This window comes from Reticulibacter mediterranei, from assembly GCF_016587455.1.
Genome location: NZ_BNJK01000002.1, coordinates 1,466,419 through 1,480,131, shown reverse-complemented (window position 1 = coordinate 1,480,131; position 13,713 = coordinate 1,466,419). Strand labels below are relative to the sequence as shown.

At 51.0% G+C, this 13,713-nt stretch carries 12 protein-coding genes; 5 read left to right on the top strand and 7 right to left on the bottom strand.

Features of this window, described 5'->3' with window-relative positions; all coding sequences use genetic code 11:
* Positions 1-20: 20 nt before the first annotated feature.
* Together K3T83_RS44965 and K3T83_RS44960 are read right to left on the bottom strand one after the other, a co-directional pair.
* Positions 21-1,727: a serine/threonine protein kinase gene (locus K3T83_RS44965; protein WP_220209668.1), complete on the bottom strand. Its 1,707-nt coding sequence runs from the start codon at positions 1,725-1,727 to the stop codon at positions 21-23.
* Between the two features lie 381 nt (positions 1,728-2,108).
* Positions 2,109-2,825: a hypothetical protein gene (locus K3T83_RS44960; RefSeq protein ID WP_220209667.1), complete on the bottom strand. Its 717-nt coding sequence runs from the start codon at positions 2,823-2,825 to the stop codon at positions 2,109-2,111.
* 232 nt (positions 2,826-3,057) lie between these two features.
* Between K3T83_RS44960 and K3T83_RS44955 the strand changes: the two genes are divergently transcribed.
* Together K3T83_RS44955 and K3T83_RS44950 are read left to right on the top strand one after the other, a co-directional pair.
* Entirely contained in the window at positions 3,058-3,789 is a 732-nt protein-coding gene (locus K3T83_RS44955) for a response regulator transcription factor (protein ID WP_220209666.1), read from the top strand.
* The gene (locus tag K3T83_RS44950) at positions 3,765-4,934 is read left to right on the top strand and encodes a HAMP domain-containing sensor histidine kinase (RefSeq protein ID WP_220209665.1); all 1,170 of its coding nucleotides are present in this window, start codon (positions 3,765-3,767) and stop codon (positions 4,932-4,934) included. Before K3T83_RS44955 ends, K3T83_RS44950 begins: the two co-directional genes overlap by 25 nt.
* 285 nt (positions 4,935-5,219) lie before the next feature.
* Here K3T83_RS44950 and K3T83_RS44945 read toward each other — a convergent pair whose 3' ends face one another.
* A complete protein-coding gene (locus K3T83_RS44945) occupies positions 5,220-6,335 on the bottom strand; it encodes an alpha/beta hydrolase family protein (protein WP_268963605.1) in 1,116 nt (371 codons plus the stop codon).
* Between the two features lie 228 nt (positions 6,336-6,563).
* Between K3T83_RS44945 and K3T83_RS44940 the strand changes: the two genes are divergently transcribed.
* Positions 6,564-7,118, top strand: a complete 555-nt coding sequence (locus K3T83_RS44940) for a TetR/AcrR family transcriptional regulator (RefSeq protein WP_220209663.1) — start codon at positions 6,564-6,566, stop codon at positions 7,116-7,118.
* A gap of 53 nt (positions 7,119-7,171) precedes the next feature.
* Here the strand turns inward: K3T83_RS44940 and K3T83_RS58275 are convergent, their stop codons facing one another.
* From K3T83_RS58275 to K3T83_RS44925, 3 genes are all read right to left on the bottom strand, one after another.
* Positions 7,172-7,465, bottom strand: coding sequence for a response regulator transcription factor (locus K3T83_RS58275; RefSeq protein WP_220209662.1), 294 nt, complete (start codon positions 7,463-7,465; stop codon positions 7,172-7,174).
* Positions 7,466-7,655: 190 nt separating this feature from the next.
* Positions 7,656-8,813, bottom strand: a complete 1,158-nt coding sequence (locus tag K3T83_RS44930; RefSeq protein WP_220209661.1) for an epoxide hydrolase family protein — start codon at positions 8,811-8,813, stop codon at positions 7,656-7,658.
* A gap of 517 nt (positions 8,814-9,330) precedes the next feature.
* Positions 9,331-9,888 carry an alpha/beta fold hydrolase gene (locus tag K3T83_RS44925; protein WP_220209660.1) on the bottom strand — a complete coding sequence of 186 codons (558 nt, stop codon included), beginning with the start codon at positions 9,886-9,888 and terminating at the stop codon, positions 9,331-9,333.
* Between the two features lie 404 nt (positions 9,889-10,292).
* Here K3T83_RS44925 and K3T83_RS44920 point away from each other — a divergent pair, with 404 nt between their 5' ends.
* Positions 10,293-11,681 carry a lytic polysaccharide monooxygenase auxiliary activity family 9 protein gene (locus K3T83_RS44920; protein ID WP_220209659.1) on the top strand — a complete coding sequence of 463 codons (1,389 nt, stop codon included), beginning with the start codon at positions 10,293-10,295 and terminating at the stop codon, positions 11,679-11,681.
* 7 nt (positions 11,682-11,688) lie between these two features.
* Here K3T83_RS44920 and K3T83_RS44915 read toward each other — a convergent pair whose 3' ends face one another.
* On the bottom strand, positions 11,689-12,453 hold the full coding sequence (locus tag K3T83_RS44915) for a hypothetical protein (protein ID WP_220209658.1): 765 nt from the start codon (positions 12,451-12,453) through the stop codon (positions 11,689-11,691).
* A gap of 442 nt (positions 12,454-12,895) precedes the next feature.
* Here K3T83_RS44915 and K3T83_RS44910 point away from each other — a divergent pair, with 442 nt between their 5' ends.
* Positions 12,896-13,699, top strand: a complete 804-nt coding sequence (locus K3T83_RS44910) for an RNA polymerase sigma factor (protein ID WP_220209657.1) — start codon at positions 12,896-12,898, stop codon at positions 13,697-13,699.
* The last annotated feature ends 14 nt before the right edge of the window (positions 13,700-13,713 follow it).

Here is a 13,713-nt window from a genome sequence, read left to right as displayed (position 1 = left end):
ATCTACTCTGGCGATCCTACCTAATTTTTGTGAGGAACGACTTTTTCGTAGAAGATCAGGAGACTAAAGAGCAGAGGAAGCCCAAGGAGACAAAAAAGAAGTGCCATAGGAAGATAAAAACTTGCAATAGGGGCTGGCGGGTTGAAGGAATTATCTTCAAAAATCTGCCACCCAAAGCTGATAACCAAACCGATGACAGTAAGGGCAGCCAGAGAAAGAAGAGCGCCTCTGGTCGTGTAATGACCACGTGTTCTGACAAAAGCGAGACCAACTATAAAGCCGAAGATAGCATAGGTAATATATACATACCAGGGATTGAAAGGAGCAGAAAGCGTATCAGAGAAGATGTTGCCAAGCAAGTCTCCAACAACGGCAGTTGCTAATCCAACCCACGAGCCAAATCTGGCAGCAAAGAAGGCTGGAATGATCAGACCCGCACCAAGCGCTATGTTCAAAAGGCTAAAGCCGGCAACTCCGACAACCGGCCAGAAAGCCTGATACTGTGGAGAGCTATATCCATCGTTAGAAGCTGCAAGGAAGAAGAGGTCAAGGAAATAGCAGACACAGCCAAAAAGCGCAATGCCCAGCAACAAGGCCCATATCTGCTGCTTCTGCCCAAAACTCCGTATGCTTTCCGCAGGAGCCACATGAGGAGGAACTCCGGACCGCCGAAGCACTTGCCCTCCAGACACCTTTGCTGGAGAAGGAAGTGATGCTGGTGGACCTTCTGGTAATGTTGGAGCCAGTGAAGCTTCTGGTTCTATCGGTGTGAGCGCAGGAGTAGCAGGAGCCTCTGGTTCTCCCCTTGCGGGGACTGACATTGGTATCTCCTCACGATGCGTTTGGGAACCTGGCCACGCTCTCTCAGAAGACGGTGATGAATCAGATCGTGGGGCCAACACTATTGGCCCAACTGATTGTGCCGCCTGTTCCAACGCATGGGCAAACGCCTGCACACTTGCAAAACGCTGCTTTGGCTCTTTCGCAAGCGCCAGGGCAATCACATGCTCAACCGATGGTAAGAGATCCGGTACTTTTTCACGCAAAGGTGGCGGTGGTGCAAAAAGGTGCTGCGTGCAAATTTCTGTGAAAGAACCGTGAAAAGGACGATCACCGCTGATCCATTCATAAACGATAACCCCCAGAGCATAAAGGTCGGACGCCGTGCGCGGTTTACCCTGAATCTGCTCAGGTGCCATATATGCTACTGTTCCCGCAACCTCCTGCGTCCCCTGGTATCGGGAACTCTGTGCGATAAGAGCAATGCCGAAATCCGAGAGCAACACCTCATGACGCTTTCCAAACAGCATATTCTCCGGTTTGAGATCACGATGGATCACCTTTTCCTCATGCGCGTACTGTAGAGCATCGGCCAGCTGGTTGACATAAGAAATAATAAGGGCCAGGGGCAACGGTCTCCCTCTCAGATGATGCTGACGCAACGTACCACCCGGAGCATAATCCATCACCAGGAAGGGAATTTCACCATCCAGGCCGAAATCAAGTACTCGTATGATATGAGGGTGAGACAAACGCGCGATCAGTTGAGCTTCCCGCAGAAAGCTGCTCATATCTTCGTCGGTCGAAAGGCGCGTCTGCAAGACTTTGACAGCCACCTGCGTTTTGAGATAGACGTGCTCTGCCAGGTAGACATCGGCAAACCCACCTCTGCCAAGAAGTTGAATAAGGGTATAATTGCCAAGTTGCTGCCCTCTGCAATACGTCATCTTTGGCTTACCTTTCGATGCTCATGTCTCTTCGCTTCTACTCCATTGGGGCGCTTTCCTGTGACCGCAAGAACGTATGCAAGTCGAAAATATCCTGCACCCATTTCATGAAAAGGAACCTACTAGAAAAACGGAAATAGCGTTCTCTTTTCGCCTATCAATTTTCTCTTTTTCCTCGTTCTCTTCACTGGAATTGTCTCTAGTTTTATTGAAATTCTCACAGTTTTGCAAGAACTCGAAAATCTATTCTGGTCTTGACCCGTTTTCATCACAGGAACTGTGCAACCTTGACTGAAGAGAGCACACATCCTGCGTGGCTACGGCTATGCAGGATGTGTGCTCTCTTCAGTCACCACAGGCGTGCTTAGATTTTCAACGCATTCAACCATTCATCAGCGTTAATACTACAGGCGCAAATGCTCCTTGTATGTTTGCTACAACTATCACCATCAGCAATAAGGAAAGGGCGATTGTGACGGCTCCAGAGACAAGGAGTGCTCTTTCTTTCAGTCCCCACTTTGCCTCGCGTACCCGGGACTGCTTGATTAATGTCCTCCAAACACCTGTGCTGAGCGCTACGAATACAAGGAGCAACACACCACAAACAATTGCTCTTGTCGTATGAAATGCAATGCGTTCATGAACCTTTCTCTGGATAAGGGACGGAATGCTGGTACTACCCGACTGTACCCATGTATTGAACGCCTGGTAGCGTGTATCCATCTGCGTGCCGGCCTTTGGTGTCCCGAGCGAGTCGATGAGCAATGAAAACCCGTGCTGGGGATTCAAGACATTGGTTGCATTCGCAGCAACAATCAAGGCTATCAACAGACCAACGATGGTGCTTAATGCCCCGAGAGAGAAGTATGCCTTCTTTTCGAACGTCCATTTGTGCTTAACGGCCTCTGGTGCTCTCTTAAATTGCGTCCAAAAGAATAGGCTCAGCAGTATAAAAATGAGCACCAAAAACCCGCCAACAACAACGAGCACAACATGATACTTGATGTAATCGTTGATCAATGTATTCATGGCAGGATTGGACCGTGAGCCTGATTGAATCAGTTTGCTCAGCGTACTTTGCAGATTGTCGCTGTTCATAGTATTCCTCAATCCTTTGTTTTGCATTCATACCGTTCAGGTGAGTTTTCTCTCCCTGAACCGCCTGTATGCTACACCGCAATTCTCAACGAAACATAAACAAGGGGTGTTTTTGGGGGAAAGTGAGAAAAGTTTTGGAAAAGTTTATTTTTGCGGTGTATCATACCGTTGCAACAGGTGGATGCTTCCTTGTATAGTAGAGCAAAAGGCAGGGAAATCAGAGAGGCAAAACGTGTCATCTACTCGTAACGATCCACAAGAGGCTATTTTAGTGGTTGATGATGAGGATGAAATAGTTCAGTTTGTTCAAGATGCCCTGGAAGACAAAGGGTATACTGTGTGGACCGCGTTCGATGGCGTGACGGCGGTGAAAGAGGCTCGCGAGCGCCATCCTGATCTGGTCATTCTCGATATCATGCTGCCTGGTTGTGATGGCTTCGCGGTTTGCAAGGAGCTGCGTGAAGATCTGGACATCCCCATTCTCTTTCTCAGTGCGAAGCAGAGCGATGCCGATAAGGTGTGGGGGTTTAGCATGGGCGCAGACGACTATGTGATGAAGCCATTCAGTATCAAGGAACTCATCGCACGCGTCGAGGCCCATTTGCGCCGTCAACGTCGTGTCCAGGCGCGCAACCGACAGCAACGCCCGGCCACGCAGTTGCGTTGTGGTGAATTGACCGTCGATCTGGGCACCTATGAAGTACGCTATGCGGACTCGCTCCTTGCATTAACACGCAAAGAATTTGAAATTATCCAACTCCTGATTCTACATCCGCGCCAGATTTTTTCACGCGAGGTCATCTATGATCGCATCTGGGGGATGGATTCACTGGGCAATACCGAAACCGTCACCGAGCACATCAAGCGCATTCGGCGCAAGCTTGCACAGTGTGATGTGCAAACGGAGTATATCAGCACCGTCTGGGGAGTAGGATATAAATGGGTAGCCAATGTGTCACTCTAACAAAGGCCAGTTCGCGCCAGCGCCGTTCCAGTTTCCAGCGTCTCTTTATCTGGTATTGCATTGGCATTGTGATAGTCACCTTTCTGATCACTGGCATGTTAGAAGCTATCATCATTGCTTTTATTGATCTAGACAAGCAATGGGCAACAGTGTATTACCATAATCTGCTCTTGCAGAACATCGTTTTTCTCATAGCTATACTGCTCCCTTTCATCGTGCTGGTCGTGGCTATTCTTTTTTTCGCCTGGCTGATGGGCCGTAAAATTAGTCAGCCTGTAAATGAGCTTATGCAGGCCGTTGAGAAGATTCGTCAGCAAGATTTAGGCTTCACGATTACGTATCAAGGGAGCAATGAGCTGGGTGAATTGTGCGCTGCTTTCAATGAACTGCGCAGCGAATTGCAGGGATCGCTTGAGCGCGAGTGGAGGAAACAGGAAGAGATGCGCACGATGATCGCAACGCTCTCGCATGATCTGCGTACGCCTGTGACAGTTATTCAGGGCCATATCGAGGGTCTCGCAAATACAGAGGCAGGTGAGAAGCGCCAGCAACGCCTGGAACGCTATCTACCAGTGCTGGAAGCCAGTAGCCAGCGTATGATGCGCCTGCTCAATGATATACTGCTCGTTTCTTCGTTGGAGGAGGCACACTTTGTGATCCAACCTCAGCCTGTACAACTGGCAGAAGCGCTTGAGCGCAAAGCGGCTATTTACCGGCTCCAGGCCGCTACACATGACATTGCCTTTTCGTATGGTCATACTCTGGCACACGGCACAGAGCTGGTTCTACTGGATCTACATCGTCTAGAGCAAGTGTTAGATAATCTCTTCGAGAATGCTCTACGTTATACTCCTGCTCACGGCCAGATTATTCTCGACTGTACGCAACAGCCTGACCAGCTCTTCTTTCTGTTGCGCGACACCGGTTGCGGGATCGCGTCTGCTGATCTGCCGCATGTCTTCGAGAAGTTCTATCGTGGTCAGGCATACCCAGGCAAGAAAGCACGCAAAACGGCTGGTCTTGGCCTCTATACCTGCAAATTGCTGGTCGAGAAGCACGGTGGCACCATCGCTATCCATAATCATCCCGCCGGTGGGTGCGAGGTGGCTTTCCGCCTGCCATTGAACGCGGCCCATAAGAACTGATCCCGACATAAGATAGTTCCTCTGCCGCGCCATCTGTCAGAAGCTGGCCGGCAGACTGTCAGCTTGAGGGAGATCCAAAAGTCCAGGGCAGAACGTCGTAAGCAAGTCAAAGAGGGCCTCTCCACCGCGAAGCCCTCGTCGAGCAGTATCTCTCGGTCCAGAAACAAGAGACGCAGATCAAAGAGCCAACGGAGACGACCGCGCGACCGCGACTGAAGAGATATATCAATGAGTGAGCACGCTCGCGCTCATAAAGCCGTTCCTGGTTGCCTCGATCGGTTGCTGCTAGCGGCTTCCCCAGGAGTCTCGCATTACCTCGCGCAACCATCCATCGGCCTCCTGAGCCAACCGGAGCGGGTTGTTCCCCTGGCAATGAGCGTCAGCGCCTGTTTCCGCGTCGAGGATCACGAAGCTCTTGTGGGCAGATCGAATTGAGGCATGCCATTCCTCCGTCTGTTTCTTCCAGACTCCTCCTTCCTGCTTGCCGAGCACAGACAGAAATGGCACTTGAACGTTGCGCGGGTCCGCAGCCACACCGTCCCACCGCCGAATCAGCTCCGAGATGTCGGCCACGCCCGCTTTCCACAGGAGTACCTGACGGTTCTTGCGCTCCACGTCCGATGTCGTAGCCCCATCAGCTTCCTGTTTTGCGACTCCTGCAAATAGCTCGTCTGGACGGAAAAGCGCCGGGGTGGCGATCACAGCCGCAAGTCGCGGCTCATGCGCTGCTGCGCGACAGGCGAAGTAGCCACCGAGACTCATACCGAGGAGAGCCAGCTTGCGCGGCTCCACTCCGAAGCGCGCAATTAATGCATCGATCACCGCCGCGATCGGTCGCTCGGTCTCAGGCTCCCAGTGGAGTCCTTGCTTTTGCACAAGTCCCTGCCCCGGCAGATCGACTAAGGCGACCGAATAGCCCCGGTCAATGTAGTAGCGCCCTTGCGACAAGAACCGATCCTCGTGACAGGTATCTGCTCCTCCAATCACCAGCACGGTGGGCGCGGAACGGTCGATCGCCTGGTAGAAATGTCCGGGCAGCTCGCCGCCTCCGTAACGAACGGTGAAGCGCGTCGCTGGAAGGCCTAGCTCCGTCATGGCTTGATCGAAGAGCTTTTGGCTGGCGTGGAACAGCGCTGCGAAGCGCTCGCCCGGAGCAACAAACTGCCACGCCGACCGGTAACATGCGAATGCCTTCAGCCGAGCTTCACCGGCAGCACGGGTCCACCCGCGTTCCAGCCAGGTGTCGGCTTGCGCGTTCAGCACCTCGCCCTGATGTTCGAATGCCCGCACCCAAGAGTCCCCGTCGCCGTCTTCGATTTGCGTTGCTATGTAAAATGCCTCACCGACGGATAGTCCGCCAGCCGGACCCCATCCAAGAGCGCCGAGAAAAAAGAGATCCATGTTGGGATCGGCAAAACGATAACGCTGGCTCAAGCGCTGAGTTGAATAATCCCCGCTACGAGGAGTGCTTTCCTGATTGGTCATCTGTTACCTTCCATAGTGAGTGTGCATGCCGAACTGCGATGCTCTAGACACTAAATGCTAAGATAAGAGTATTCTAGAGGGGTGCATTACTGTTCGCTATGCACCAAGCTCTTAACGCTAAGATAATAGCATTTAGGAGAGGCGATGTCAAGCACACGTTCAGGGGGACGTAGCGCAATCGTGAGGGCCAGGGTGCTTGCCGCAGCAAGCGATTTGGTCACGACGAAAGGGCCACAGAACGTCACAATTCCAGAGATCGCACAGCGGGCCGGTGTTGCAGCCTCGAGCCTTTACCGCCGCTGGGGAGACGTAGGCGCTCTTCTGCTGGAGATGGCAGCAGAGCGTCTCGCCCAAAAGTTCCCGCTGCCAGACGAAGGCTCGATCGAGGGCGACCTGAGATGCTGGACGGAGAAAATTGTGCTCGGTTTGAACTCTACCGAGGAACCGATTTTTTTCCGCATTCTCTTAGCCGCAGGGGACGTAGCACCCGAAAAGCGGATCAAGGCGCTGGCTCCGCGTCGTGAACAGCTTCAGGCGATGCTTGAGCGCGGTAGAGCGCGTGGGGAGAGAACACCCACTGTTGAGGATCTGGTCGACCACCTTCTCGCGCCACTGTACATGCGGGCGCTCGTAGGCCTACCAGTCAATGAGGCGCTCGCTAAGCATCTCGTAGAGCGTCTGCTGAACACCCCGCCGTAGCGCACCTGATCTCATATCAAAAAATTACCTCAAATAATTTTCATATTTACACTTTATTCAATGAGTTTATGATCCCAGCTATAACGTATAGCACTTGCCCGTGAGGTCACGCCCAATTTGCTATAGATCGTTCTCAGATAAGAGTTCACGGTGGTACGAGTGATAAGCAACTGGTTTGCGATCTGAGTATTGGTAAGACCTTGCGCAAGATAGCTGAGTACTTCTTGTTCGCGCCCTGTCAATGCGTTGGCAGAAGCTGATGATAAGGCAGGAGGCTGAGCAATTTCAGCCTCTTTTTTGGAGACTAGAGGTCTTGCTCCGAACTCAGATCCTACGGATGCTCCCACATCTACCCTGGAAAGGTCTTATGGCAGCGAAGCTCTCACGCGCTACCCAGGCTGCGGCAAAGGCGATCAGCCTCAAGGGCTACGAAAAGTGAGAGCCTCTTCCTCTGCTTTGGGAGTAGCGTAGTGGGGATCTCAACACGATCCCAGAAGACGGCTTGACAGCCCAATTTGTAGGCTAAAGCCAGATATGTTACCTGGAATCAGGAACTATGCTTCTCAGAGGGCGAAAGAAAGCACGGATATCCTCAACAAGTGCCTGGGGCTGCTCCAGGGCGGCGAAATGACCACCTGCGGACATCTCTGTCCAGCGCTGAATGTTATAGAGGCGCTGGGCCAGGGAACGAGGCGGGACGGGGATTTCCGCCGGGAAAACCGCGACTCCCGTTGGAACCTCAACTCGCTGGGAGAAAACCGCGTCGAGTTGATGCGAGCTTTCATAGTACAGACGCATTGATGAATTGATCGTCTGCGTGACCCAGTAAATCATGATGTTGGTGAGAAGCTCATCTTTGGTAAAAACACTTTCAACATCTCCATGGCAATCACTCCATACGCGAAACTTCTCGATAATCCAGCCTGCCAGGCCAGCCGGGGAGTCATTCAATCCATAGGCGAGCGTTTGGGGACGTGTGCCTTGAATGTGACTATAGCCTGTCTCTTCTTGAATCCAGCGCGCCCGTCGCTCGCTCCAGAGCCTTTCCGCATCAGTGGTGACTTCCTGGCTCAAAACGGAACGCGACGGCAACATGTTGATATGAATGCCAACAACCCGGTCAGGATAGGCGCGACCTAGAAACGAGGTGACATAGCTTCCCCAATCGCCGCCCTGAGCAGCAAAGCGCTCATATCCCAACTCGCGCATCAAGGCGGCAAAAATGTCAGCCATACGCCCCGCCGTTATCCCTCGTGTCCTGGTCGGGCCGGAAAAACCATAACCGGGAAGCGAAGGCACGACAACATCGAAGGAATCCGCCGGATCTCCGCCAAAACGAGCCGGGTCAGTGAGTGGGCCAACGATCTTGTACATTTCAAAAAAGGAACCCGGCCACCCATGAGAAAGAACCAGCGGAAGGGGACGCGTTCCCTGCCCCCTCACGTGGAGGAAATGGAGCGAAACCCCTTCAATTTCGGTCTGAAATTGGGGGTAGGTGTTGAGCAAACGCTCCTGTGCTCGCCAATCGTATTCCTCCAGCCAATACCGCACCAGTTCTTGCAAATAGGGGAGGTTTGTTCCATATTCCCAATCCTCATTCGACAGCTCATCTGGCCAGCGCGTTTGAGCCAAGCGCTGGTGCAGATCAACAAGGATAGCTTCGTCAATATGGACGGTAAACGGAGAGTAAGTCATAACTGTATCCTTCCTTCTGCTTGAATACTTAGTTCGACAAGAGTAAAAACAAGGGGAGCCAGGTGGCGTATTCCAGATAGCAGGAAGGAACTCTGCCTCTCACAGTGGCTCGCCATCCAAATTGATTCCTCAAATTTGGAAAGAACGGGACGATATATACCTTATAGATAAAAGTGTTTTTTTGTTTAAGCTAACTCCATGTGCTACTGACCAAAGCCGTTGCCTACAGTTTTGGTCAGTAGCACATGGAGTTAATGTAGAGAAACTCATCGATGAGACCGAACGGCGCGTCTGGTTCCTTTTCGAGATCGTGCAGGGCATGAACAATACCGACTAACAACGCACCGATTGGCTTCACTCAGCACCGGTTGTATTTTGATCGCTCTCCGACAACTGAAGAGGGGATGGGTATGCGCTTTGCATTGGCAATCCAGGCAAGTTAGCGCCACCAGCCCCTTTTCACGCAAAAGAACGGAACTCATGATGTCAACTGAGACTCGTTGCAGACGGGCCTCAGCTAGCTTCCAGGTTCCAACCGCTTGATGTCTTGAGCAAGCTGAGGCAACCCTTCTGTGAAAGAATGTTGCTTCCCATCGAGCACTCGAACTGTTGCCTGGGACAGTTGTTCTTGATAGCGTCCCAGAGAAGAAAACGGGACATCTTCATCAGAACGACTGTGATACAGGAAGAGGTGTTGGATCGGGGGGAGGCGTGAAGCAAAATCATCTGGCACAGCGTACTCACGCTCCCAATCCTGCTTGCCCCAGTAGGGCACAGCCACCAGAAACAGCCCGGCAATCGTTTTCTGGTAGGTTCCTTCTGCCAGATATTTGAGCAACATTGAACCCCCTAAAGAGTGTCCAATGAGCAAGGCATCAACATTCAGCTTGCCTTGCTCTTGCTCAATCTGGCCCTTCCAGGCAAGGTATTTAGGATGGTCAGGATCAGGCATATCTGGAGCCAGGACTTCGTAATCGCTGCCAAGCTGTTGCCGTAGGGATGCAACCAATTTCCCGCTACCTAAAGGGTTGTGCTGATTGCCTGCACCATGAATGAAAAGTATTTGTTTGCTCACTCGTTTCCTCCTTTTCGCATGATTTCTTTTATCTTCATGTCCTGCTTCTTGACGGTGGTGTATCTTCCACGCATGACTGCTCTCGCAAATTCGACACAGGCGAAATGCTTGCGAAATGCAAGAAGACACAGTTGCTTCTTCCAAAACAAGAAGGGGAATTCGGAAACACGAGAAGAATCGAATAACCAGATCTTTTATTCCTTAGCGATTTGGGTTGTTAAAATTCATTATCTGCATCCTAGCGCTTTCGTTGCTCCTTCCGCGAAAAAGTCCTATTTCAAAACTTTCCCTCCTACCCTCCCAGTACATTACCCTCTCCATGTTACCCTTCCCTGTGAGTAGGAAAGAGAAAAAAGGTAAATTAGAGCATGATCAACCCTTTAGCAAGGAAGGAGCATCTCATCTTGATCCGAAAAAGGACTATTTTTTATCGAAAGAGGGGAAGGGGATTTCCAAGAACCATACTGCTTCTCCTTGTAGGAACAGTCGTTGCCGTCATCATTACTATCAATTATCCTGGCACGGTTCTGGCTCACGGTGCTATGGCATCGCCCATCTCTCGCGCCTATGCATGTTATTTAGAAGGCCCGGAGAGTCCTGATTCGCCAGCATGTAAAGCGGCTGTTGCTAAGGGAGGGACACAACATCTCTATGATTGGAATGAGATCAATATTGCCGATGCCAATGGCCGCCACCGCGAAATTATCCCCGATGGGCATCTCTGTAGCGCGGGCAAAGCAAAGTATGCAGCATTTGATGAGCCTCGCACCGATTGGCCTTCCACCACGTTGCAATCAGGCGCACAATACAACTTTCAATACAAGGCAACCGCCCCTCATACGGGGTCGTTTGAACTATATGTCACCAAAAATGGCTATGACCCGACACAGCCTTTGAAGTGGTCCGATCTGGAGGAGGCACCGTTCCTCAAGGTTACTGATCCACCACTCGTCAACGGCGTCTATGAGTGGACAGGCACCCTGCCCTCTGGCAAAAGCGGGAAGCACATCATCTATACAATCTGGCAGCGCTCGACGAGTCCCGAAGCCTTCTATGGTTGTTCCGATGTTATTTTTGGTGCAACTTCTGACTCTCCGCCTACGCCTACCCCTACTGCCACTTCTACCACAGGTTCTACTCCTACGCCCACTCCTACCTCCACGCTCACTCCCACATCGTGTTACATATCCACTCCTACGCCCACTCCTACTTCTACGCTCACTCCCACTCCTACTCCTACGCTCACTCCTACTCCTACGCTCACTCCCACCCCTACGCCCACTCCTACCTCCACGCCATGCCCTACTTCTACTATCACGCCTACACCATGCCCTACCTCTACAGTTACCACAGGTTCTACTCCTACTCCTACTCCTACTCCTACTCCAAACCTGACATCTACGCCTACTCCAAGTCTCACTCCTACCCTTACACCCAATCCAACATCTACATGTACATCGTGTTCAACATCTACCCCCACGCCAGGCTCTAGCCTGGTGCCTACGCCTGGCGTCAACCTGGGTAGCTTTCTTTATGGGGTGGATGCAACTAACTCAACAAATCTGCGCCCCTGGTTCCAGTCCTGTGGCTGGTCAGCAGACTACGTCATCCTGCACTATATTATTCCCGGTCAGGTGCAAGAGAACGTGTACACAACCTACGCTGGCGATGGTGGACGCTGGGGTTTCGATACCAATCGTATGCAATCAGGCCAGATACTCAAGTACAGCTTTACTTATAGTTATGATTACCGTCAATATGATACTGTCTGGTACACCTGGACACAACCGTAATTCACTATCAGAGATTGGCAGCCAATAAATCAAACACAGCTAGCCACATGTCAAACGTTTCGAGCGGAGCAGGTGGCGGATTCAGGTTCAAGCTCTGTGTGGCACAGATGAACATGAATGCCTCTTGCTCCTCTGGAAAGCTTTGTGGAAGCCAGTAATATCCACAAAGAGAGCCTTCCTGAGCGGCAGGCACAGCGAACGCAGAAGCCATCTGCATCAACACCCGTGGTCCTACAGGTGCTACTTGTGAGGGCATTGGACCAGCTAGAGGAGCAATTCTTTGCATGAGAAGTCGCAAAGCGGCCGGACAGAGGACATCATATGGTTGCTTGAGAAACTGAAAACTGTTCATGGCCCTCCGCTCTACAAGATACAGGCAACTTATCTGCTGGTCGCGAGGCGACATCCAGAGAAAGCGGTAAGCTCCCTTTGCACTGATGCTTGCTTCTGCACGTATCAGACCGTTGAAGAGGCGAACAGAGCAACGAGGGCACGGGAATGCAGGCAGGTGAGCGCTATTCGGCACACCGAGATGGTAGCTCAACTCTCTCAGGCGCTTTGGTGACAGGGGACACTCTGTTTCAAAGGGAGCCGCTTCGTACCAGGGGTTGCTACAGAGAGAACAGCACCAGAGTACCGACCGACCTCCAATAAGGTGGCGCGGAGCTGCTTGCTGGAGGCGATTAGGCAGATAGTGATCCTGGTGTACCCAGGGATCATCATACCCTATAAATGATTGATTGAAGGAGGAGAAAGACGATGGCATGCTCATAGGAACAACTCCTTTTGTGATAAAGGGAGACCAGCCAATGCAAGCCCCGTGCTGTTTCACGGAGGGATCTGGGATAACCCATAGCCGCTTCTACCCTTTTCATCTGATCTACTATATTTTTCAAGCCCAGAAAAGAAAATACGTCTGTTTGGAAAATTACTTTCCTAAAAGGAACCGTCGTTTATGTGCGAAAGTTGCATTTTTTCATTCAATTTTTCTGGCAATCTGAAGATTGGAGAAAACTCGTCTTTCTACAAAATTTCGTAGTGGAGCGATTTATCGCGTTGGTGGATACGCCTGTGATGCGGCCCCAACGCGATAAATCGCTCCACTACGAAAGAGATTCCCGCCTTTGAAAGGAATTTCCCTTTATTTCTTACAACTTTCTTGAAATTGAGAGAGTTTCCTCTAAGGAGTATGATTAAGGAGTGTCATGATATCGATGGATGACGAGTTAGTGGATATCCCTGAATGGGGTCGACAGTTTGTTGAGGATGTTCGTCAACAAGTAACACGGCTCTCAGGGCAGACTTATGACATTGATATTATTCAATGCACTATTCAGAAAACATTTCAACTTGCTATCGGCCAGCTCGAAGGACTCTCTGTGGAGCAACAGAAGAACAAAATTACAAAAGAGTGGATAGCACAACTGGCCACAGAAGCTTTCATCCAACTACTCCTCAACCGCTTATCGCTTGATCCTGCATCTCATTTCGGCTTGCTCTACGCGGCATTTCAACAAAAGATTCGTCATTATATCGTATCATATCTTAAAAAAGCCGAAGATGACCCTGATGTCGATGATTGCGTCCAGGGTACTTTTATTAAGATATTTCACAGTTTAATGAATAAAAGAAAGCGAGGCCAGACCCTCGTATATCCCTTTACTGGTTGGCTGTATAGTGTAGCGCGAAGCGTCTGTCTGGAGTTTTGGGAAAAACGCAAAAAGATGGGTAATATCTCCCTGAATGATCCTGCGAACCCTCTGGAGCAGGTCGATGAAGATAAACAACGACAACCAGATCTTTACTTAGAGACCAAAGAACGCAACGAAAGAGTGCGCATGTGTATTGAAGGGATACCCGAACCCTGCCGCTCATGTATTCTACTTTTTTACTACTCTGCATTTTCTCTGGCGGAAATCGCTACGCGTCTTGATATTTCTCTCAGCAGGGTAAAAACCTGCATCTACCAGCTTGCAGCACGGCATTTTCGCAAACTCTGGCTTGAAGAAGGCATATAAGCAGGAGAAAAGGA

Excerpts from the sequence above, each read along its gene's own strand:
- K3T83_RS44965 (WP_220209668.1), bottom strand. The coding sequence starts at position 1,727 with ATGACGTATTGCAGAGGGCAGCAACTTGGCAATTATACCCTTATTCAA.
- K3T83_RS44960 (WP_220209667.1), bottom strand. The coding sequence starts at position 2,825 with ATGAACAGCGACAATCTGCAAAGTACGCTGAGCAAACTGATTCAATCA.
- K3T83_RS44950 (WP_220209665.1), top strand. The coding sequence starts at position 3,765 with ATGGGTAGCCAATGTGTCACTCTAACAAAGGCCAGTTCGCGCCAGCGC.
- K3T83_RS44945 (WP_268963605.1), bottom strand. The coding sequence starts at position 6,335 with ATGGATCTCTTTTTTCTCGGCGCTCTTGGATGGGGTCCGGCTGGCGGA.
- K3T83_RS44940 (WP_220209663.1), top strand. The coding sequence starts at position 6,564 with ATGTCAAGCACACGTTCAGGGGGACGTAGCGCAATCGTGAGGGCCAGG.
- K3T83_RS44930 (WP_220209661.1), bottom strand. The coding sequence starts at position 8,813 with ATGACTTACTCTCCGTTTACCGTCCATATTGACGAAGCTATCCTTGTT.
- K3T83_RS44915 (WP_220209658.1), bottom strand. The coding sequence starts at position 12,453 with ATGAGCATGCCATCGTCTTTCTCCTCCTTCAATCAATCATTTATAGGG.
- K3T83_RS44910 (WP_220209657.1), top strand. The coding sequence starts at position 12,896 with ATGGATGACGAGTTAGTGGATATCCCTGAATGGGGTCGACAGTTTGTT.